The sequence below is a fragment of the Pseudomonas sp. CK-NBRI-02 genome (assembly GCF_008124495.1).
Classification (GTDB): domain Bacteria; phylum Pseudomonadota; class Gammaproteobacteria; order Pseudomonadales; family Pseudomonadaceae; genus Aquipseudomonas; species Aquipseudomonas guariconensis.
The window spans coordinates 88,393-106,219 of the sequence record NZ_VSJH01000026.1 but is presented as its reverse complement, the minus strand read 5'-3'; the positions used below and the strand labels follow the sequence as shown (position 1 = coordinate 106,219).

Here is a 17,827-nt window from a genome sequence, read left to right as displayed (position 1 = left end):
TTTCGACTGCGTCGGAAGTGGGGCGCATTATAAGGGGATTCGAAACCCCGTCAACAGTTATTTTCAAAAAACCTTAATCCGGCCCAAAAGCAAAACGGGGAGGCCTGGCGGCCTCCCCGTTTTGCTTTTGGGCTTGTCTATCTCTTACAGGCTTGGGAACGCGAACTGCGAAGCCTCATGGCTGGCACGCTGTGGCCAACGCTGGGTGATAGCCTTGCGACGGGTATAGAAGCGCACACCATCCGGGCCATAAGCATGCAGATCGCCGAACAGCGAACGCTTCCAGCCACCGAAGCTATGGTAGGCAACCGGTACCGGCAGCGGCACGTTCACCCCTACCATGCCGACTTCGATCTCGTCGCAGAACAGGCGCGCCGCTTCACCGTCACGGGTGAAGATGCAGGTGCCGTTGCCATATTCATGCTCGTTGATCAGTTGCATGGCCTCTTCGAGGCTCTTCACACGTACCACGCACAGCACAGGGCCGAAGATCTCTTCTTTATAGATGCGCATTTCTGGCGTGACGTGGTCGAACAGGGTGCCGCCCACGAAATAGCCATCCTCATGGCCGGTCACGCGCAGACCACGCCCATCGACGACCAACTTGGCACCAGCCGCCACACCGTCATCGATGTAGCCAACCACTTTGTCACGGGCAGCCGCGGTCACCAGCGGGCCCATGTCCAGGCCACAGGAGGTACCGGCGCCGATCTTCAGCGCCTTGATCTGCGGCTCCAGCTTGGCGATCAGCGCATCTGCGACCTGGTCGCCCACGCACACGGCAACCGAGATGGCCATGCAGCGCTCGCCGCAAGAACCATAAGCCGCCCCCATCAGCGCACTGACGGCGTTGTCCAGGTCGGCGTCGGGCATCAGTACCGCGTGGTTCTTGGCGCCGCCCAGAGCCTGGACACGCTTGCCGCGCTTGGTGCCTTCGGCATAGATGTATTCGGCGATCGGCGTCGAACCGACGAAGCTCAAGGCCTTGACCTCTGGCGCTTCAATCAATGCGTCGACCGCTTCCTTGTCGCCATGGACGACATTCAGGATGCCTTTGGGCAGGCCGGCCTCATGCAGCAATTGGGCGATGAACAGGGTCGAGCTCGGGTCACGCTCGGACGGTTTGAGGATGAAGGCGTTGCCACAGACGATGGCCAGCGGGTACATCCACAGCGGCACCATGGCCGGGAAGTTGAACGGGGTGATACCGGCAACGATGCCCAGCGGCTGGAAGTCGGACCATGCGTCGATGTTCGGACCTACGTTGCGGCTGTATTCGCCCTTGAGCAGCTCGGGTGCGGCGCAGGCGAACTCGACGTTCTCGATACCGCGCTTGAGCTCACCCGCAGCGTCTTCCAGGGTCTTGCCGTGCTCTTCGCTGATCAGTTGCGAGATACGTGCTTCGTTCTGCTCCAGCAGTTGCTTGAAGCGAAACATCACTTGGGCACGCTTGGCCGGCGGCATATTGCGCCAGGCCGGGAAGGCTGCCTTGGCTGCGTCGATGGCTTCTTGAATGGTTGCGCGGCTGGCCAGTTCGACCTTGCGGGAACTCTCGCCGGTGGACGGGTTGAAGACATCGGCGGTGCGCTCACCCTTGGAAACCAGCTCGCCGTTGATCAGGTGCTGAACGATGCTCATGCAAAACTCCAGATAAAGAAGGTTGATGCAGGCGCATGAACATGCGCCTGCCGTCAGAGTCGGAAGAAATCAGTCGATCTGGTTCAGGGCTTCGCCCACCGCGTCGAACAGGCGATCCAGTTCCTGCGGCTGGGTGTTGAAGGTTGGGCCGAACTGCAGCGTGTCGCCGCCGAAGCGGACATAGAAGCCTGCTTTCCACAGTTTCATTGCAGCCTCGTACGGACGCACGATGGCATCGCCGTCACGGGCGGCGATCTGGATGGCGCCGGCCAGTCCATAGTTGCGGATGTCGACGACGTTCTTGGTGCCCTTGATACCGTGCAGCACTTTCTCGAAGTGCGGCGCCAGCTCGGCTGCGGATTGCACCAGGTTTTCCTTCTGCAGCAAGTCCAGCGCAGCGATACCGGCAGCGCAGGCCACAGGATGGGCCGAGTAGGTGTAGCCGTGAGGGAATTCCACGGCGTATTCCGGCGTCGGCTGGTTCATGAAGGTCTGGTAGATCTCGCTGCTGGCGATCACCGCGCCCATCGGGATGGCGCCGTTGGTGACCTGCTTGGCGATGCACATCAGGTCCGGGGTCACGCCGAACGCTTCGGAGCCGGTCATGGCGCCCATGCGACCGAAGCCGGTGATCACTTCATCGAAAATCAAAAGAATGTTGTGCTGAGTGCAGATCTCGCGCAGACGCTTGAGATAGCCCTTCGGTGGCGGCAGAACGCCAGCCGAGCCAGCCAACGGTTCGACGATCACGGCGGCAATGTTCGAGGCATCGTGCAGCTCGATCAGCTTGAGCATCTCGTCCGCCAGGGCGATACCGCCCTCTTCCGGCATGCCTTTGGTGAAGGCGTTGCCCGGCAGCACGGTATGAGGCAGGTGGTCGACATCCAGCAATTGGCCGAACAGCTTGCGGTTGCCGTTCACGCCACCGAGGCTGGTACCGGCAATGTTCACGCCGTGATAGCCACGGGCACGGCCGATGATCTTGGTCTTGGTCGCCTGGCCTTTCAGGCGCCAGTAGGCACGCACCATCTTCAGCGCGGTGTCGCAGCACTCGGAACCGGAGTTGGTGAAGAAGACGTGGTCCAGATCGCCCGGGGTCAGCTCAGTGATTTTCTCCGCCAGCTGGAATGCCAGCGGGTGGCCGAACTGGAAGGCTGGCGAATAGTCCAGCACGCCCATCTGGCGCGAAACGGCCTCGGTGATTTCCTTGCGGGTGTGCCCAGCGCCACAGGTCCACAGGCCAGACAGTGCATCGAACACCTTGCGGCCCTTGTCATCGACCAAGTGGTTGCCTTCGGCCGCCACGATCAGGCGTGGATCGCGCTGGAAGTTGCGGTTGGCGGTGTAGGGCATCCAGTGGGCGTCCAGCTTGAGCTGGCTTGCGATACCGGTGGTGGCGGTTGCGGGCATGTTCATCGGCGGTTCCTCGGAAGACGATTAGGCAACGATGGATGTTGTTGCAGCTAAGTTGTCACGGGACTAACGTAAGAAAAATGCCGCTTTTCTAATCTTTAGATTCATGCAGGCTAAACTTAAGCTCGACAAGATCAACACATACCAATAACCCGCTACTGATCAATCACTTGGTCGATACGCCGGTATCCGTCCGTCAGGGGCCTGGGCAGGCAGATATGCAATGAACGGTTGCAGCTCGCCGACTGATTTATGCACAGGGTTTGGTTAAGGTTGCGCCCCTGACTCACTCCATTGAAGGCTTCCCGTGAAACGCCCACAGCCCCTTGCCCAAGTCAGCGACTTCGATATCCGCCTGCTGAAGATCTACCGCAGCGTCGTGGAATGCGGAGGTTTTTCCGCCGCCGAGAACGTTCTTGGCATCGGCCGCTCGGCGATCAGCCAGCAGATGAACGACCTGGAGCAGCGCCTGGGCCTGCGTCTGTGCCAACGGGGCCGCGCCGGTTTCTCACTGACCGAGGAAGGCCGGGAGGTTTATCACTCGGCCCTGCAACTGCTCAGCGCCCTGGAAACCTTTCGCACCGAGGTCAACGGCCTGCACCAGCATCTGCGCGGCGAGCTGAACATCGGCCTGACCGACAACCTGGTGACTCTGCCGCACATGCGCATTACCCATGCCCTGGCAGAACTCAAGGACCGTGGCCCCGATGTACGCATCCAGATCCGCATGATCGCCCCCAGCCAGGTCGAGCAAGGCGTACTGGATGGCAGCCTGCATGTCGGCGTGGTGCCACAGACCAGCCCGCTTTCGGGTCTGGAGTACCAGCCCTTGTACAGCGAACGCTCGCTGCTCTACTGTGCCGTCGGGCACCCGCTGTTCTACGCAGATGATCAGCAGATCGACGACGAACGCCTCAACAGCCAGGACGCCATCGCGCCGACCTTTCGCCTGCCAGCCGATATCCAGGCGCATTACCAGGCGCTGCACTGCACGGCGAGTGCATCGGACCGCGAAGGCATGGCGTTTCTTATCCTCACCGGGCGTTACATCGGCTATCTGCCTGACCACTACGCGATGTTCTGGGTTCAGCAGGGGCGCCTGCGTGCACTCAAGCCCCTCGAGCGCTTCTATGACCTGAGCCTTAGCTGGGTCACACGCAAGGGGCGGCGTCCAAACCTTGTGCTCGAAAGCTTCCTGGAAAGCCTGGCTGCGACACGTTGATGCCTGACTCTGCCGCTAATGCTTGTCAGGTGCTCAGAGGAAGGTAATCTGTCCGGCAGCCGTTGCCACAGACTCGTACGGAATCGTCCATGACCCTTGAAGTTCCCGCGCATCGTCCGCCCCTCTCGGGCAAACCCGCAGGCCGCATTCGCCAGAAGAACGAGCAGGCCATCATCCAGGCCGCCGAAGACGAGTTCGCCCGCCATGGTTTCAAGGGCACCAGCATGAACACCATCGCCCAGAAGGCCGGCCTGCCCAAAGCGAACCTGCATTACTACTTCACCAACAAGCTTGGCCTGTACATCGCCGTGCTGAGCAATATCATCGAGCTGTGGGACAGCACCTTCAACGCCTTGAGCGTCGAGGACGACCCTGCCCAAGCGCTGAGCCACTACATCCGCACGAAGATGGAGTTTTCCCGACGCAACCCGCAGGCCTCGCGGATCTTCGCCATGGAAGTCATCAGTGGCGGAAACTGCCTGAGCGAGTATTTCAGCGCCGATTACCGCGAATGGTTCCGCGGCCGTGCCGCGGTGTTCCAGGCCTGGATGGATGCTGGCAAGATGGACCGCGTCGACCCGGTCCACCTGATCTTTCTGCTCTGGGGCAGCACCCAGCACTACGCCGACTTCGCGACCCAGATCTGCCAGGTCACCGGGCGCAGTCGCCTGACCAAACAGGACATGGAAGACGCCAGCAACAACCTTATCCACATCATTCTCAAAGGCTGCGGCATCACCCCCACAGCCTGACCCGGACTTATGCCTTCTACCCTGCTTGACCTCTGCGAGTTCCGCGAGGAAATCCGCAAGAGCCGCTTCATCACCCTTGCCGGCCCGATCACCAGTGCCGCCGAGGCGATGAGCTTCATCGAACGCCATAGCGACCTGGCAGCGACCCATAACTGCTGGGCCTGGAAGCTCGGAGCCCAGTACCGCAGCAGCGACGACGGTGAACCCGGTGGCACTGCAGGTCGGCCGATCCTGGCCGCCATCGAGGCGCAGGACTGCGACCAGGTCGTGGTGCTGGTGATCCGCTGGTATGGCGGCATCCAGCTGGGCACCGGCGGCTTGGCCCGGGCCTACGGGGGTGGGGCCAATAAATGCCTGCAACAGGCGCCCAAGCGGTTGCTTGTCCAACGCAGCGAGTACCACTGCAGTTGTACCTTCAGTGAACTGGCGCTACTCAAGCTGCGTCTGGCGGAAGTCGACGGTCTGGTATTGGACGAACAGTTCACTGCCAACGGCGTGGACCTACAGGTTGCGGTTGGCGAGGCGCATCTACAGACACTGCAACAACAGTTGGCGGATCTGAGCCGCGGACGCATTCGCCTGGCGCCCTGTGAGTAACCCAAGCACTGCGGTTGCTCACAACTACTGTGGGTCCGCCTGTGGATAAGCTTGGGGCATTTGAGTACAGCCCTTTCACCACAAGGCCTGCAGGGTATTGATCATATTTTGATCACATTTTCATGACAGCGTCGCAAGCACCTGAATAACAGCAAGTTATCCCCAATTCAGCGATCCCTTTCCCTGATTGGAGCGCCTGCAATCACGTGCTGCCTTGCTCACAGATAATGTGGAGGGGATTGTGGATAACCCGTGCATCCCTGGAGCAAACGCCCGGATTCACGGGCCTTCTATCGAATGGTCATTTTTTGTTCAAGTCACGACCGGGCAGCATTCGGTTCGCTGAATTATCCTCAATACCCCGACTTTCAAAGATCAAGGAGCCCCTCATGTCCACTACCAGAACCGCCCTGATCATCGGCGCCTCCCGCGGGCTGGGCCTGGGCCTGGTGCAACGTCTGCACGAGGACGGCTGGAACATCATCGCCACCGTACGCGACCCGCAAAAGGCCGAGGCCCTGCGCGCCGTGCCTGGCGTGCGCATCGAGACCCTGGAAATGAACGACACCGCCCAGCTCGATGCTCTGCGTCAACGCCTGCAGGGTGAAGTACTGGATCTGCTGTTCATCAACGCCGGGGTCATGGGCCCACTGCCGCAAGACCTGGAAACAGTAGGCACTGCCGCGCTGGGCGAGCTGTTCATGACCAATGCCGTGGCACCGATTCGCGTCGCCCGTCGCCTGGCCGGCCAGGTACGGGAGGGCACTGGCGTGCTGGCCTTCATGAGCTCAATCCTGGGCAGCGTGACCATTCCCGATGGTGGCGAGATCTGCCTGTACAAGGCCAGCAAGGCTGCACTCAATTCGATGATCAACAGCTTCGTGGTCGAGTTGCAGCGTCCGGACCTGTGCGTTCTGGCCATGCACCCGGGCTGGGTGAAGACCGAAATGGGCGGCGAAAATGCCGAAATCGATGTGCTCACCAGTACCCGTGGCATGCTCGATCAGGTCAAGGCGCAAAGCGGCAATGCAGGGCTGCGCTTTATCAATTACAAAGGTGAAGCGCTCGTCTGGTGAATTGAAAGCCGTGTGGCGAGGCAGTAGACTGCGAGCCTCGCCCACGGCGAACCTGGATCAGCAGACAGGGCAACACTGAGCTGGCTAACCTGAACCCACTTTCAGAGGAGCCGGCACCATGCCTGCGACCCGTACCTGGTTGAAATCCCCCCTTGCCATCTTCACTGCCAACGGCACCGACGCCCGTGGCGGCCTGGTCATCGAAGATGGCCGCATCACCGAACTGCTTGCCCTTGGCGAAACACCCAGCAAGCCCTGCGACCAGACCTTCGACGCCCGTGAGCACGTAGTGCTGCCAGGCCTGATCAACACCCATCATCACTTCTACCAGACCCTCACCCGCGCCTGGGGGCCGGTGGTCAACCAGCCGCTGTTTCCCTGGCTGAAAACCCTCTACCCGGTCTGGGCACGCCTCACCCCAGCCAAGCTGGAGCTGGCCAGCCAGGTCGCCCTGGCGGAGCTGCTGCTGTCCGGCTGCACCACCGCCGCCGACCATCACTACCTGTTCCCACAGGGCCTGGACAACGCCATCGACGTTCAAGTCGAAGCCGTGCGCAAGCTGGGCATGCGCGCCATGCTGACCCGCGGCTCCATGAGCCTGGGAGAGGCCGACGGTGGCCTGCCGCCACAGCAGACCGTGCAACAGGGCGAAGTGATCCTGGCCGACAGCCAACGACTTATCCACAGCTACCACGAGCGCGGCGATGGCGCACGCATCCAGATCGCGCTGGCACCCTGTTCGCCCTTCTCGGTGACCCCCGAGATCATGCGCGCCAGCGCTGCCCTGGCCGACGAGCTGGACGTGCGCCTGCACACCCACCTGGCCGAAACCCTCGATGAAGAGGACTTCTGCCTGCAGCGCTTCGGCCTGCGTACCGTCGATTACCTGGACAGCGTTGGCTGGCTCGGCCCGCGTACTTGGCTCGCCCATGGCATTCACTTCAACAACGAGGAAATTGCCCGCCTGGGCGAGGCCGGCACCGGCATCTGCCATTGCCCGAGCTCGAACATGCGCCTGGCTTCCGGCATCTGCCCGACCGTGGAACTGGAAGCCGCCGGCGCACCGGTTGGCCTCGGCGTCGACGGTTCGGCCTCCAACGATGCTTCGAACATGATCCTCGAAGCCCGTCAGGCCCTGTACCTGCAGCGCCTGCGCTATGGCGCCGAGCAGATCACCCCCGAGCGAGCCCTGGGCTGGGCGACCCGAGGCTCGGCACGTCTGCTGGGACGTAGCGACATTGGCGAGCTGGCCGTCGGCAAGCAGGCAGATCTGGCGCTGTTCAAGCTCGACGAGCTGCGCTTCTCCGGTAGCCACGATCCACTCTCGGCGCTGCTGCTGTGTGGTGCCGACCGCGCCGACCGGGTCATGGTCGCAGGCCAATGGCGCGTCATCGACGGGCAGATCGAGGGTCTGGATGTACAAGGCCTGATTGCTGACCACCGCCAAGCTGCCGCCCAGCTGATCGCCGGCTGATCCTGCTCGGAGGCAGAAGCCCTCAGCCTCGTCATGACACAAGGCAGCCCCACGGGCCCACACGGGATCCTTGGGGCGGCCTTGTGTCATGAGCGGGCTGCGCAGTTGCCGCGCACGCCCTGTAGAATGGCGCGAACCGTACCTGATCGAGACTACACCTATGTATGACTGGCTCAACGCCTTGCCCAAGGCCGAACTGCACATGCACCTGGAGGGCTCGCTGGAGCCGGAACTGCTGTTCGCCCTGGCCGAACGCAACAGGATCGCCCTGCCCTGGGCCGATGTGGAAACCCTGCGCAGCGCCTATGCCTTCAACAACCTGCAGGAATTTCTCGACCTTTATTACCAAGGTGCCGATGTACTGCGAACCGAGCAGGACTTCTACGACCTGACCTGGGCCTACCTGCAACGTTGCAAAGCCCAGAACGTGGTGCATACCGAACCCTTTTTCGACCCGCAGACCCACACCGATCGGGGCATCCCCTTCGAAGTGGTGCTCAATGGCATCAGCCAGGCCCTCAAGGATGGCCGCGAACAGCTGGGCATCGGCAGCGGCCTGATCCTGAGCTTCCTGCGCCACCTCAGCGAAGAGCAAGCACAACAGACCCTCGACCAGGCGCTGCCTTGGCGTGATGCTTTCATCGCCGTGGGCCTGGACAGTTCGGAAAAAGGCCATCCGCCGAGCAAGTTCCAGCGCGTCTTCGACCGCGCCCGCAGCGAAGGCTTCCTGACCGTCGCCCATGCCGGTGAGGAAGGCCCGCCCGAGTACATCTGGGAAGCCCTCGACCTGCTGAAGGTCCAACGCATCGATCATGGTATACGCGCCATCGAAGACGAACGGCTGATGCAGCGCATCATCGACGAGCAGATCCCGCTGACAGTGTGCCCGCTGTCGAATACCAAGTTATGTGTGTTCGAGCACATGGGTCAGCACAACATTCTCGACATGCTCGAGCGTGGCGTGAAAGTGACGGTGAACTCCGATGATCCGGCCTACTTTGGTGGCTATATCACCGAGAACTTCCATGCCTTGCACACCCACCTGGGCATGACCCAGGACCAAGCCCGACGCCTGGCGCAAAACAGCCTGGACGCCCGCCTGGTTCGATAGCTTGCCCCTCTGGCTGGCCCGCCCGGGCTAGCCCCTAGCCAACCTGCAAGGCTGGCATGCGGGCGATACGGTTGATCTGCTGGACGCCCAGTGGAGAGATCTGCAACGCCCGCGAGCCTTCCTGTTCGCACAGCCAACCCGATTGCAGGAACAGCCTGAACAAAGCGTGGCCCAGGCTGCCTCCCAGGTGCGGCCCCTGATCGCTCCATTCATTGCAGTGACAAATCATGCAGCCGTTCTTCTGACCGGATGCCAACGCCTCGGTGTAGACCCCGACAGCGGCCAATTGGGCCCGGCCTTCGAGGCTGACCCTCGGCTGCTGCTGGGTGCCTTCCAGCCACCCGGCTACGATCAGCCGATGCAGCAGATCGGCCGCCAGCTCTCCCCCGAGATGGTCGCCACAGCGGCGCGCCCGACGCATGGACATGGGCACCTGCAAAGGTGTGGCTTGTGTGTTTCCTTGCCCGCGGCTTTCGAGATGCACGCTGGCCAAGGCTTCCACCGCCGCTCCCACCTGCGGCGTGGCGAGACGGAAATACCGCTTGCGGCCACGTGACTCCAGCCTGAGCAGGCCCGCCGACGACAACAGCGACAGGTGCGCACAGGCGGACGACGAGGTCAGGCCGGTCATCAGGGCCAACTCATCGGCAGGGCGAGGGACCCCGTCGATCAATGCCCATAACATGGCGCTGCGCTTGGGGTCGGCCATCAGGCCGGCGATCTGGGCGATACTGCTGACTGCTTTCATTTCCAACTCCCTGCATGATCACGTCGGTTCCTATCGGCCAACCGCCAGCGTGGCACCTCTGCCGGAACTGGCAAGAACGGATACGCCGGAGCCCGCAAACGACGCAAGGCGCTCCGGTCGCGCTCGAATCGACGCAGTCTCTTGCCGTTCCCTGGCAGGGAAATCTCTCTCGCTGGTACTGGCCGGGCTAGCCAGTATAAGTCGCTACAGGCCTTGCGCCTGCGCCGGCAGCCGGCGTCCACAGAGCAGAACAGCATTGGGGGGTATCACCCTCGGCCAGGCTCGCGGCGTTGCGCCAGGCTTCGGCCATAGCGCCATGTAACCGGTGGCCCCATGACAGCGAGCACGCGGTCCCACAGAGGCCGACAGTCTCAGCTCAATGCAGGAAACAATACCGACGCAAACCTTCCTCATGTACGGCAGGCCAAAGCGAAGCTTCCACATGCTACTGAACATTGCCCGAACCGACCGGGCGTCCCCCCGACCAGAGGCACGACCGTCAGTCCGAAGGCCTGTACCAAGCCATGGCACCCGCAAGTGGCAGCGCTAAACTGCATCGGCTCCCGCCCATTGGAGGTATGCCGCGATGAAGATTGTCGTCAGTGCTTCGAACCGCAACCCCAACTGCCCGTGGCAAGTCCGGCTCGATCAGCATGTGGTGAGTTTCCGCAGCGAAGCCGAAGCTCGCTCGTTCGTTGCCACGCTGGAAAGTCGCCTGCAGGCGCCTCACCCCCTCATGCGGGACGCCTGGCCTGCAAGCGCCGAGTCAACATCGCGACACTGACGACCAGCACGCCACACAAGCTGATCACCAAGGCCATGGGCACCGCACTGCCATCGTGCAGCACGCCCACCAGCGCTGCCGCGCCGGCAGCGACGCTGAACTGCGCGCAGCCCATCAAGGCCGAGGCACTACCGGCCCTGGCGCCTTGACCGCTCATGGCGCACGCCGATGCGTTGGGGATGATGCAGCCCAGGCTTGCGATGCACAGGAACAACGGCACCAGCAGTGGCCACAACGACTCCGGCCGCAACGCCGCGACGCACAGCAGCGCCAAGCCCGCCAGTAGGTACAACCACACCGCCCGCGCCAACAGGAATGCCGGGCCGCGCTTGGCCAGCAGACGCGCATTGACCTGGGCCATGAGGATGAAGCCTGCGGCATTGGTGCCGAACAGCCAGCCATAGTGCTCGGCGGGAACGCCATACAGCTTGATGAACACGAAGGGGGAGCCGGCGATGTAGGCGAACATACCGGCAATGGCGATTCCACCGGTCAGAGCGTGTCCCAGGAACACCCGATCACCGAGCAAACGCAGGTACTGGCGCAAGGCACCGGACAGCGGTTGGCGAGGCATGTCCGGCGGCAAGCTTTCCGGCAGCCCCAGGCTCACCGCGAGCAGACAAGCCGCACTGAACAGGCTCAAGGCCAGGAAAATCGACTGCCAGCCCGACACATTGACCAGCACCCCACCTAGCATCGGTGCCAGGATCGGCGCCAGCCCCATCACCAGCATCAACTGCGAGAACACCTTGGCCGAGGCCACCGGGTCGCACTTGTCGCTGACAATGGCCCGCGACAGTACCATCCCCGCGCAACCGCCCAGGGCCTGGACGAAACGCGCCAGCACCAGCGTCTGGAGGTTCGGTGCATAGGCACAAGCCAGGGAAGCCAGGGTGAACAGAGTGATGCCGAACAGCAGCGGCGTACGTCGGCCGAAGCGATCGGCCACCGGGCCATAGGCCAACTGGCCGAGCGACAGGCCGAGGAAGTAGGCCGCCAGTGTGGTCTGGACGTGCTTCTCGTCGGTGCCGAAGGCTTGCGCCATGGCGGGGAAAGCGGGCAGGTAGAAGTCGATCGCCAGGGGCCCGAACGCACTGAGGGCGCCCAGGATCAACACTATTCGCAGGTTCATCGGGAATCCATAGCTGGCTAAGCAAGTGCGTCAGTCTACCTGCACTGGGCCCGATCAGCTTGAAAACCTTTGTAATAAATGGGGGCGCCATGCGCCCCCGGACGATCAGGCTTGCTCAGCCTGGTAACCTTGCTCACGAATCGCCGCCAGGATCTGCTCGGCAGCCAGCTGGCTCTGTACGCGCACTTGCTGGCTCGGCAGATCGACCTGCACCTGGGCAGCCGCATCCTGTGCCTGCACCGCTCGGGTTACCGCCTTCACGCAATGGCCGCAGGTCATGCCTTGAACATTGAACACTTGCATCGGGAGTCTCCTTCAGGGGTTTTTCGCAGTCTCGTCCTTACCATCATGGCAAGGTCAAGTATTGCGTTGACCGGCCGGGCTGGAAATCCGCGCGCGGCTCGGCCAAGCTGCGCCTTTGACGATTTGGCAAGCAGGAGATTCTTCATGTTCAGGGCAGCATTGGGCCTGGTTGGATTGCTGGGCACACTGGCCGCGGTGCCGCCAGCCAGCGCCGAAGGCAACTCGGACTACAGCGTGCTGATCATTTCCCGGGAACGCCTGGAAGTGGCCACCAGTTGCGAGATCGGCATCTACCTCAACGACCAGCTCTCCGGGCGCCTGTTCCAGGAGCAGTCCACCTCCTTCAATTTGCCACCCGGCCCGGTGGACGTCCGCCTGCGCCTGTTGCCAGGACAGGTGCCCGGCTGCGCGCCCGGTATCGAAGACCAACGCAGCACACGCCTGAGCCTACAGGCCGGACAGATCAGCAAATACCGCATCGCCATGGGTGCCAATGGGCTGCAGTTGAAGAGGGCCGGCTTGGGGTATTGACCTTCCCCGTGTGGCAAGGTTGATGCTGAAGGCCTGTCCAAGGAGGAGAGCCATGTCCGCATCCACCACGTTCGACCTGCCGATCTCCGGCATGACCTGCGCCAGCTGTGCTGGCCGGGTAGAGCGCGCACTGCGCAAGGTCACCGGCGCTGAACAGGTCAGCGTCAATCTCGCCACCGAACAGGCCAGGGTCCAGGCCCCGGCCGACAGCCTTCCCGCCCTCGTCGACGCAGTTCGAGAGGCCGGTTATGGCGTTCCCACCCGCACTCTCGAACTGCAGATCGTCGGCATGACCTGCGCCAGTTGCGTGGGCCGGGTCGAACGCGCCCTCGCCAAAGTGCCGGGGGTCGAGCAGGTCAACGTCAACCTAGCCAGCGAACGCGCCCACCTCGAAGTCCTCCAGGGGCTCGACGACACCCTACTGATCGATGCCGTGCAAAAGGCAGGCTACAGCGCCAGCCTGCCCCAGGCCGCACGTGACGACCAGGCCGACGCCCAGCGTCGCCTACGCAACGAGCGCCTGGCCGTCGGTGCCGCACTGTTGCTGGCGCTGCCCTTGGTACTGCCCATGATTGTGCAACCCTTCGGTCTGCACTGGATGCTCCCGGCCTGGGTGCAGTTCCTGCTGGCCACGCCTGTCCAGTTCATCCTCGGCGCGCGCTTCTATGTGGCTGCCTGGAAAGCCGTGCGCGCTGGTGCCGGCAACATGGACCTGCTGGTGGCCCTGGGTACCAGCGCGGGCTATGGCCTGAGCCTGTACCAGTGGGCCCAGGCCTTGTCAGGCATGCAGCCGCACCTGTATTTCGAGGCCTCGGCGGTGGTGATCGCCCTGGTGTTGCTGGGTAAGTACCTGGAAAGCCGCGCCAAACGCCAGACTGCCAGCGCCATCCGAGCCCTGGAAGCCCTGCGCCCGGACCGGGCCGTGCGGGTGGTCGACGGCCGAGAGGAAGACGTGCCCATCAACCAGTTGCGCCTGGGTGATCTGGTGCTGGTCAAACCTGGCGAGCGATTCCCGGTCGACGGCGAGGTGCTCGAAGGTAGCAGCCATGCCGATGAAGCCCTGATCAGCGGCGAGAGCCTGCCGGTGCCCAAGCAGCCGGGCGACGCCGTCACCGGCGGCGCAATCAACGGCGAAGGCCGCCTGTTGATCCGTACCCAGGCGCTGGGCACCGAAACCGTGCTGGCCCGGATCATCCGTCTGGTCGAAGATGCCCAGGCGGCCAAAGCGCCGATCCAGAAGCTGGTGGATCGGGTCAGCCAGGTATTCGTTCCGGCGGTGCTGGTGATCGCCTTGATCACCTTGATTGGCTGGTGGCTGGCCGGTGCGCCGCTGGAAACCGCGCTGATCAATGCCGTCGCCGTGCTGGTCATCGCTTGCCCCTGTGCCCTGGGCCTGGCCACGCCTGCGGCGATCATGGCAGGCACCGGTGTCGCCGCCCGCCATGGCATCCTCATCAAGGATGCCGAGGCACTGGAGCGCGCCCACGCGGTCAATCGCGTGGTGTTCGACAAGACCGGCACTCTGACCTCAGGAAGCCCTCGCGTGGTCCATAGCCAAGCCCTCCACGGCGACACCGGCGAACTGTTCCAGCTGGCCGGTGCCTTGCAACGCGGCAGCGAACATCCCTTGGCCAAGGCCGTGCTCGATGCCTGTGCCGAACAGGGCCTGGACGTGCCGCAAGTGGCCGACAGCCAATCGCTCACCGGCCGTGGCATCGCCGGGCGTGTCGGCGAGCGCGAACTGGCCCTGGGCAACCGCCGCCTGCTCGATGAAAGCACCCTGTCGCCTGGCGAACTCGCCACCCAGGCCCAAGCCTGGGAGGCCGAGGGCCGCACGCTATCGTGGCTGATCGAACGCCAACCGCAACAGCGGGTGCTGGGCCTGTTCGCCTTCGGTGACAGCCTCAAGCCCGGTGCCGGACACGCCATCGAAGCCTTGCATGCGCAACACATCAGCAGCCACCTGCTGACCGGCGACAATCGGGGCAGCGCCAAGGTCGTGGCCGATGCTCTTGGGATCGATGATGTCCATGCCGAAGTGCTGCCCGCAGACAAAGCCGCCACCGTGGCCGCGCTCAAGCGCGACGGGGTGGTGGCGATGGTCGGCGATGGCATCAACGACGCTCCGGCCCTGGCGGCTGCCGACATCGGTATCGCCATGGGTGGCGGCACCGACGTGGCCATGCAAGCCGCCGGCATCACCCTCATGCGCGGCGATCCGCGCCTGGTGCCTGCGGCGCTGGAGATCAGCCGCAAGACCTACGCCAAGATCCGCCAGAACCTGTTCTGGGCCTTCATCTACAACCTGATCGGCATTCCACTGGCCGCGTTCGGCCTGCTCAACCCCGTGCTGGCCGGCGCCGCCATGGCCTTGTCGAGTGTCAGCGTGGTGAGCAACGCTCTGTGGCTCAAGACCTGGAAGCCCACCGACAACGCGCAGGAGCATCCATGAACATCGGCCAGGCCGCCCGCAGCAGCGGGCTCAGCACCAAGATGATCCGTTACTACGAGTCCATCGGCCTGCTCAAGCCGGCCGTGCGCAGCGACAGTGGCTATCGCCTGTACCAACAGGACGATCTGCACACCCTGGCGTTCATCAAGCGCTCGCGTGACCTGGGGTTTTCCCTGGAGGAGGTGGCCAAGCTGCTGACCCTCTGGCAGGACCGCCAGCGCGCCAGCGCAGACGTCAAAGCCCTGGCGATGCAACACATCGAGGCGCTGAACAAGCGGATCGAGGAACTGGTCAGTCTGCGTGACACGCTCAGCGACCTGGCTGCCCACTGTCAGGGCAATGACCGTCCGGACTGCCCGATCCTCAAGGACCTGGCCAACGGCAAGAGCTGCTGCGCCTGATCCTGCTCTGCAGGAGCGGCCCTAGGTCGCTGCTGCAGGCTGGGCGCAAATCATGACCGATCGGTCACAAAACACGATTTTGGCTAATAAATCTGGGCACTCCCCTACAAAAAAGCCGAATGCTGCCGATGTCTAAGACACCTGCCTCAGGTATCGATAAAAACAATCGGGGATCGTGGATGAACATCAAGCAAAAACTGACCTGGGCCTTCGCCATTATCGCGGGCCTGCCCATCGTCCTCGTGGCCACCTTGGTGGTGCTCAACCTGCGCAGTGAAGCCCGTGAAGACTTCCTCGGCAACAGCAGCCGGGAAATCCGCCAAGTCGGCAATGCGATGAACCTGTTCTTCCAGGGCATCGAGCAGAACGTGAACTACATTGCGGCGCAACCGGTGGTCGCAGCGACCGGCAACAACCTGAACAAGTACCTGACCGCCAACCCGACCCGGGAGCTGGGCGAGCAGGACAAACAAGTCTTCGAGTTCATGACCCGCCTGGCCGAGGCCCATCCCAGCTACGCCTACATCTCCTACGGCGTGAGCGACGGCGGCTACGTCGGCTGGCCGAACGACGACACCTTCGCCAACTACGACCCCCGCCAGCGCCCCTGGTACCAGCTGGCCCTGGCCAACCCCGGCAAGACCTTGCGCACTGCACCTTACTACTGGGCATCCGGCGACGTGGTGCAGATCAGTGTGGTACGCGCGGTGGGCAACGCACTGGGCAGCCTGGGCGGCGTCGTGAGTATCGATGTGTCGCTCAATGGACTGACTGATCTGCTCAAGCAGATCAAGCTGGGCGAAACCGGCTACCTGATGTTGGTCGAGAAAAACGGCAACGTGATCGTCGACCCGCGCGACCCCAACCACAACTTCAAGCAACTGGACAGCTTCGGCGACGGCTATGCCACCCTGGCCAAGGCCGACAAGGGCCTGGTCGAAGTAGAGCTGGGCGGCGAACGCTACATGGCCAACATCTATCCCGACGCCCAGACGGGCTGGACCTTCATCGGCCTGATCCGCCACGACGAAGTCATGCAGACCACCACCCGCCTGACCTGGGTGATCGGCACCATCGCCCTGGTCCTGGCCTTGCTGTTCGCAGGGGTCGGCGCGGCCTTCGCCAAACTCATCGTGCGGCCGATCAATAGCGTCAGCAGCGGCCTGGAAGACATCGCCCAGGGCGAAGGCGACCTGACCCGCAGCCTGGAGATCCACGGCCGCGACGAAACCGCGCAACTGGCCAACTGGTTCAACCAGTTCCTCGGCGCCATCCGCAGTTTGATCCAGCACATCGGCGCCGCCGCCGGGCAGATCCTGCATACCTCCAGCAGCTCGACCCGCGTCTCCAGCGACATGAGCGAAGCGGCCAGCCGCCAACGCGAGTCGGTGGACATGGTTTCCACCGCCTTCCACGAAATGGTCGCCACCGCCAACGAAGTGGCCCGCTCCTGCAGCCAGGCCGCGCAGTCGGCCGACAGCGGCCAGCAGCAGGCCCGCGAAGGCCAGCAGCAGATCGACGCGGCGGTGCAAAGCGTGGACCGCCTGAGCCAGGAGATCGAGCAGTCGGCCCAGTCGATCCAGCAACTGGAACGCGACAGCAATGCCATCCAGTCGATTCTCGGCACCATCCGTTCGATCGCCGAACAGACCAACCTGCTGGCCCTGAACGCCGCCATCGAAGCCGCCCGCGCCGGTGAGCAAGGCCGTGGCTTTGCCGTGGTCGCCGACGAAGTCCGCGCCTTGGCTAAGCGCACCGCCGATTCCACTGCCGAGATCGACGGCCTGCTGGGCAACCTCGCCTCGCGCACCGCCGAGGTCGCAGAGCAGATGCACGCAAGCCTCGAGGTCTCGCAGCAGTCGGTCAGCCGCATTGGCCTGGCGCGTGACAGTTTCGGGCAGATCCGCGAGTCGGTGGACATCATTCGCGACATGAACACCCAGATCGCCACTGCCGCCGAAGAGCAACATCAGGTGGCCGAGGACATCAACCGCCACATCAGCCAGATCCACGGCGATGCACAGTTGGTGGCCGAGCTGGCCCAGGCCGCACGTCAGGACTCCGAGAGCCTGGCGGGGCTGTCCAATGAGCTGGATGCACTGGTGCGCAGGTTCCGTACCTGAGTCATGCCCTTAGCGGGTCAATCGGAGCAGCGGTTTCACCTCCGATTGCCCGCGAACGGGCCACGACCTG

16 protein-coding genes and 1 pseudogene are annotated in these 17,827 nt (G+C 63.1%); 12 read left to right on the top strand and 5 right to left on the bottom strand.

Going from position 1 to position 17,827, the window contains the following annotated elements; genetic code table 11:
- Window positions 1-144: 144 nt before the first annotated feature.
- On the bottom strand, window positions 145-1,638 hold the full coding sequence (locus DQ397_RS16685) for a CoA-acylating methylmalonate-semialdehyde dehydrogenase (protein WP_043207811.1): 1,494 nt from the start codon (window positions 1,636-1,638) through the stop codon (window positions 145-147).
- Window positions 1,639-1,707: 69 nt separating this feature from the next.
- A complete protein-coding gene (locus DQ397_RS16680; protein WP_043207814.1) occupies window positions 1,708-3,054 on the bottom strand; it encodes an aspartate aminotransferase family protein in 1,347 nt (448 codons plus the stop codon).
- A 304-nt stretch (window positions 3,055-3,358) separates the two neighbouring features.
- On the opposite strand from DQ397_RS16680, the gene DQ397_RS16675 reads away from it, so the two are divergent.
- The 6 genes from DQ397_RS16675 (at window position 3,359) to DQ397_RS16650 (ending at window position 9,283) form a co-directional block, all read left to right on the top strand.
- Window positions 3,359-4,273, top strand: a complete 915-nt coding sequence (locus DQ397_RS16675) for a LysR family transcriptional regulator (protein ID WP_043207816.1) — start codon at window positions 3,359-3,361, stop codon at window positions 4,271-4,273.
- Window positions 4,274-4,362: 89 nt separating this feature from the next.
- Window positions 4,363-5,025: a TetR/AcrR family transcriptional regulator gene (locus DQ397_RS16670; RefSeq protein WP_043207817.1), complete on the top strand. Its 663-nt coding sequence runs from the start codon at window positions 4,363-4,365 to the stop codon at window positions 5,023-5,025.
- 9 nt (window positions 5,026-5,034) lie between these two features.
- A complete protein-coding gene (locus DQ397_RS16665; protein ID WP_043207819.1) occupies window positions 5,035-5,622 on the top strand; it encodes a YigZ family protein in 588 nt (195 codons plus the stop codon).
- A 389-nt stretch (window positions 5,623-6,011) separates the two neighbouring features.
- The gene (locus DQ397_RS16660; RefSeq protein WP_043207820.1) at window positions 6,012-6,698 is read left to right on the top strand and encodes an SDR family oxidoreductase; all 687 of its coding nucleotides are present in this window, start codon (window positions 6,012-6,014) and stop codon (window positions 6,696-6,698) included.
- A 118-nt stretch (window positions 6,699-6,816) separates the two neighbouring features.
- Entirely contained in the window at window positions 6,817-8,172 is a 1,356-nt protein-coding gene (locus tag DQ397_RS16655) for an 8-oxoguanine deaminase (RefSeq protein WP_043207822.1), read from the top strand.
- A gap of 160 nt (window positions 8,173-8,332) precedes the next feature.
- On the top strand, window positions 8,333-9,283 hold the full coding sequence (locus tag DQ397_RS16650; protein ID WP_043207823.1) for an adenosine deaminase: 951 nt from the start codon (window positions 8,333-8,335) through the stop codon (window positions 9,281-9,283).
- 34 nt (window positions 9,284-9,317) lie between these two features.
- Here the strand turns inward: DQ397_RS16650 and DQ397_RS16645 are convergent, their stop codons facing one another.
- Window positions 9,318-10,031 (bottom strand): helix-turn-helix transcriptional regulator, encoded by a 714-nt coding sequence (locus DQ397_RS16645; RefSeq protein WP_043207826.1) that lies wholly within the window; start codon window positions 10,029-10,031, stop codon window positions 9,318-9,320.
- Between the two features lie 586 nt (window positions 10,032-10,617).
- Here DQ397_RS16645 and DQ397_RS24780 point away from each other — a divergent pair.
- On the top strand, window positions 10,618-10,815 hold the full coding sequence (locus DQ397_RS24780) for a hypothetical protein (protein ID WP_080642059.1): 198 nt from the start codon (window positions 10,618-10,620) through the stop codon (window positions 10,813-10,815).
- Here the strand turns inward: DQ397_RS24780 and DQ397_RS16635 are convergent.
- Complete coding sequence (locus DQ397_RS16635) at window positions 10,766-11,947, bottom strand: multidrug effflux MFS transporter (RefSeq protein ID WP_043207828.1); 1,182 nt, start codon at window positions 11,945-11,947, stop codon at window positions 10,766-10,768. The genes DQ397_RS24780 and DQ397_RS16635 overlap by 50 nt on opposite strands.
- A gap of 105 nt (window positions 11,948-12,052) precedes the next feature.
- Window positions 12,053-12,250 carry a heavy-metal-associated domain-containing protein gene (locus DQ397_RS16630; protein WP_043207831.1) on the bottom strand — a complete coding sequence of 66 codons (198 nt, stop codon included), beginning with the start codon at window positions 12,248-12,250 and terminating at the stop codon, window positions 12,053-12,055.
- Between the two features lie 144 nt (window positions 12,251-12,394).
- Between DQ397_RS16630 and DQ397_RS16625 the strand changes: the two genes are divergently transcribed.
- The 5 genes and pseudogenes from DQ397_RS16625 (at window position 12,395) to DQ397_RS25055 (ending at window position 17,757) form a co-directional block, all read left to right on the top strand.
- The gene (locus DQ397_RS16625) at window positions 12,395-12,781 is read left to right on the top strand and encodes a hypothetical protein (protein WP_043207833.1); all 387 of its coding nucleotides are present in this window, start codon (window positions 12,395-12,397) and stop codon (window positions 12,779-12,781) included.
- Window positions 12,782-12,833: 52 nt separating this feature from the next.
- Window positions 12,834-15,233, top strand: a complete 2,400-nt coding sequence (locus DQ397_RS16620; RefSeq protein WP_043207837.1) for a heavy metal translocating P-type ATPase — start codon at window positions 12,834-12,836, stop codon at window positions 15,231-15,233.
- Window positions 15,230-15,634 carry a Cu(I)-responsive transcriptional regulator gene (gene cueR / locus DQ397_RS16615; RefSeq protein ID WP_043207839.1) on the top strand — a complete coding sequence of 135 codons (405 nt, stop codon included), beginning with the start codon at window positions 15,230-15,232 and terminating at the stop codon, window positions 15,632-15,634. Before DQ397_RS16620 ends, cueR begins: the two co-directional genes overlap by 4 nt.
- Window positions 15,635-15,753: 119 nt before the next feature.
- A pseudogene (locus tag DQ397_RS25060) lies at window positions 15,754-16,899 on the top strand (sensor histidine kinase); the annotation flags it as partial.
- A gap of 90 nt (window positions 16,900-16,989) precedes the next feature.
- Window positions 16,990-17,757, top strand: a complete 768-nt coding sequence (locus DQ397_RS25055; protein ID WP_372240773.1) for a methyl-accepting chemotaxis protein — start codon at window positions 16,990-16,992, stop codon at window positions 17,755-17,757.
- Window positions 17,758-17,827 lie beyond the last annotated feature (70 nt).

What these genes read in the sequence shown, in the direction of transcription:
- DQ397_RS16685 (WP_043207811.1), bottom strand. Translation starts at nt 1,638, where the DNA reads ATGAGCATCGTTCAGCACCTGATCAACGGCGAGCTGGTTTCCAAGGGT.
- DQ397_RS16680 (WP_043207814.1), bottom strand. Translation starts at nt 3,054, where the DNA reads ATGAACATGCCCGCAACCGCCACCACCGGTATCGCAAGCCAGCTCAAG.
- DQ397_RS16670 (WP_043207817.1), top strand. Translation starts at nt 4,363, where the DNA reads ATGACCCTTGAAGTTCCCGCGCATCGTCCGCCCCTCTCGGGCAAACCC.
- DQ397_RS16665 (WP_043207819.1), top strand. Translation starts at nt 5,035, where the DNA reads ATGCCTTCTACCCTGCTTGACCTCTGCGAGTTCCGCGAGGAAATCCGC.
- DQ397_RS16660 (WP_043207820.1), top strand. Translation starts at nt 6,012, where the DNA reads ATGTCCACTACCAGAACCGCCCTGATCATCGGCGCCTCCCGCGGGCTG.
- DQ397_RS16655 (WP_043207822.1), top strand. Translation starts at nt 6,817, where the DNA reads ATGCCTGCGACCCGTACCTGGTTGAAATCCCCCCTTGCCATCTTCACT.
- DQ397_RS16650 (WP_043207823.1), top strand. Translation starts at nt 8,333, where the DNA reads ATGTATGACTGGCTCAACGCCTTGCCCAAGGCCGAACTGCACATGCAC.
- DQ397_RS16645 (WP_043207826.1), bottom strand. Translation starts at nt 10,031, where the DNA reads ATGAAAGCAGTCAGCAGTATCGCCCAGATCGCCGGCCTGATGGCCGAC.
- DQ397_RS24780 (WP_080642059.1), top strand. Translation starts at nt 10,618, where the DNA reads ATGAAGATTGTCGTCAGTGCTTCGAACCGCAACCCCAACTGCCCGTGG.
- DQ397_RS16635 (WP_043207828.1), bottom strand. Translation starts at nt 11,947, where the DNA reads ATGAACCTGCGAATAGTGTTGATCCTGGGCGCCCTCAGTGCGTTCGGG.
- DQ397_RS16630 (WP_043207831.1), bottom strand. Translation starts at nt 12,250, where the DNA reads ATGCAAGTGTTCAATGTTCAAGGCATGACCTGCGGCCATTGCGTGAAG.
- DQ397_RS16625 (WP_043207833.1), top strand. Translation starts at nt 12,395, where the DNA reads ATGTTCAGGGCAGCATTGGGCCTGGTTGGATTGCTGGGCACACTGGCC.
- DQ397_RS16620 (WP_043207837.1), top strand. Translation starts at nt 12,834, where the DNA reads ATGTCCGCATCCACCACGTTCGACCTGCCGATCTCCGGCATGACCTGC.
- cueR (WP_043207839.1), top strand. Translation starts at nt 15,230, where the DNA reads ATGAACATCGGCCAGGCCGCCCGCAGCAGCGGGCTCAGCACCAAGATG.
- DQ397_RS25055 (WP_372240773.1), top strand. Translation starts at nt 16,990, where the DNA reads ATGAGCGAAGCGGCCAGCCGCCAACGCGAGTCGGTGGACATGGTTTCC.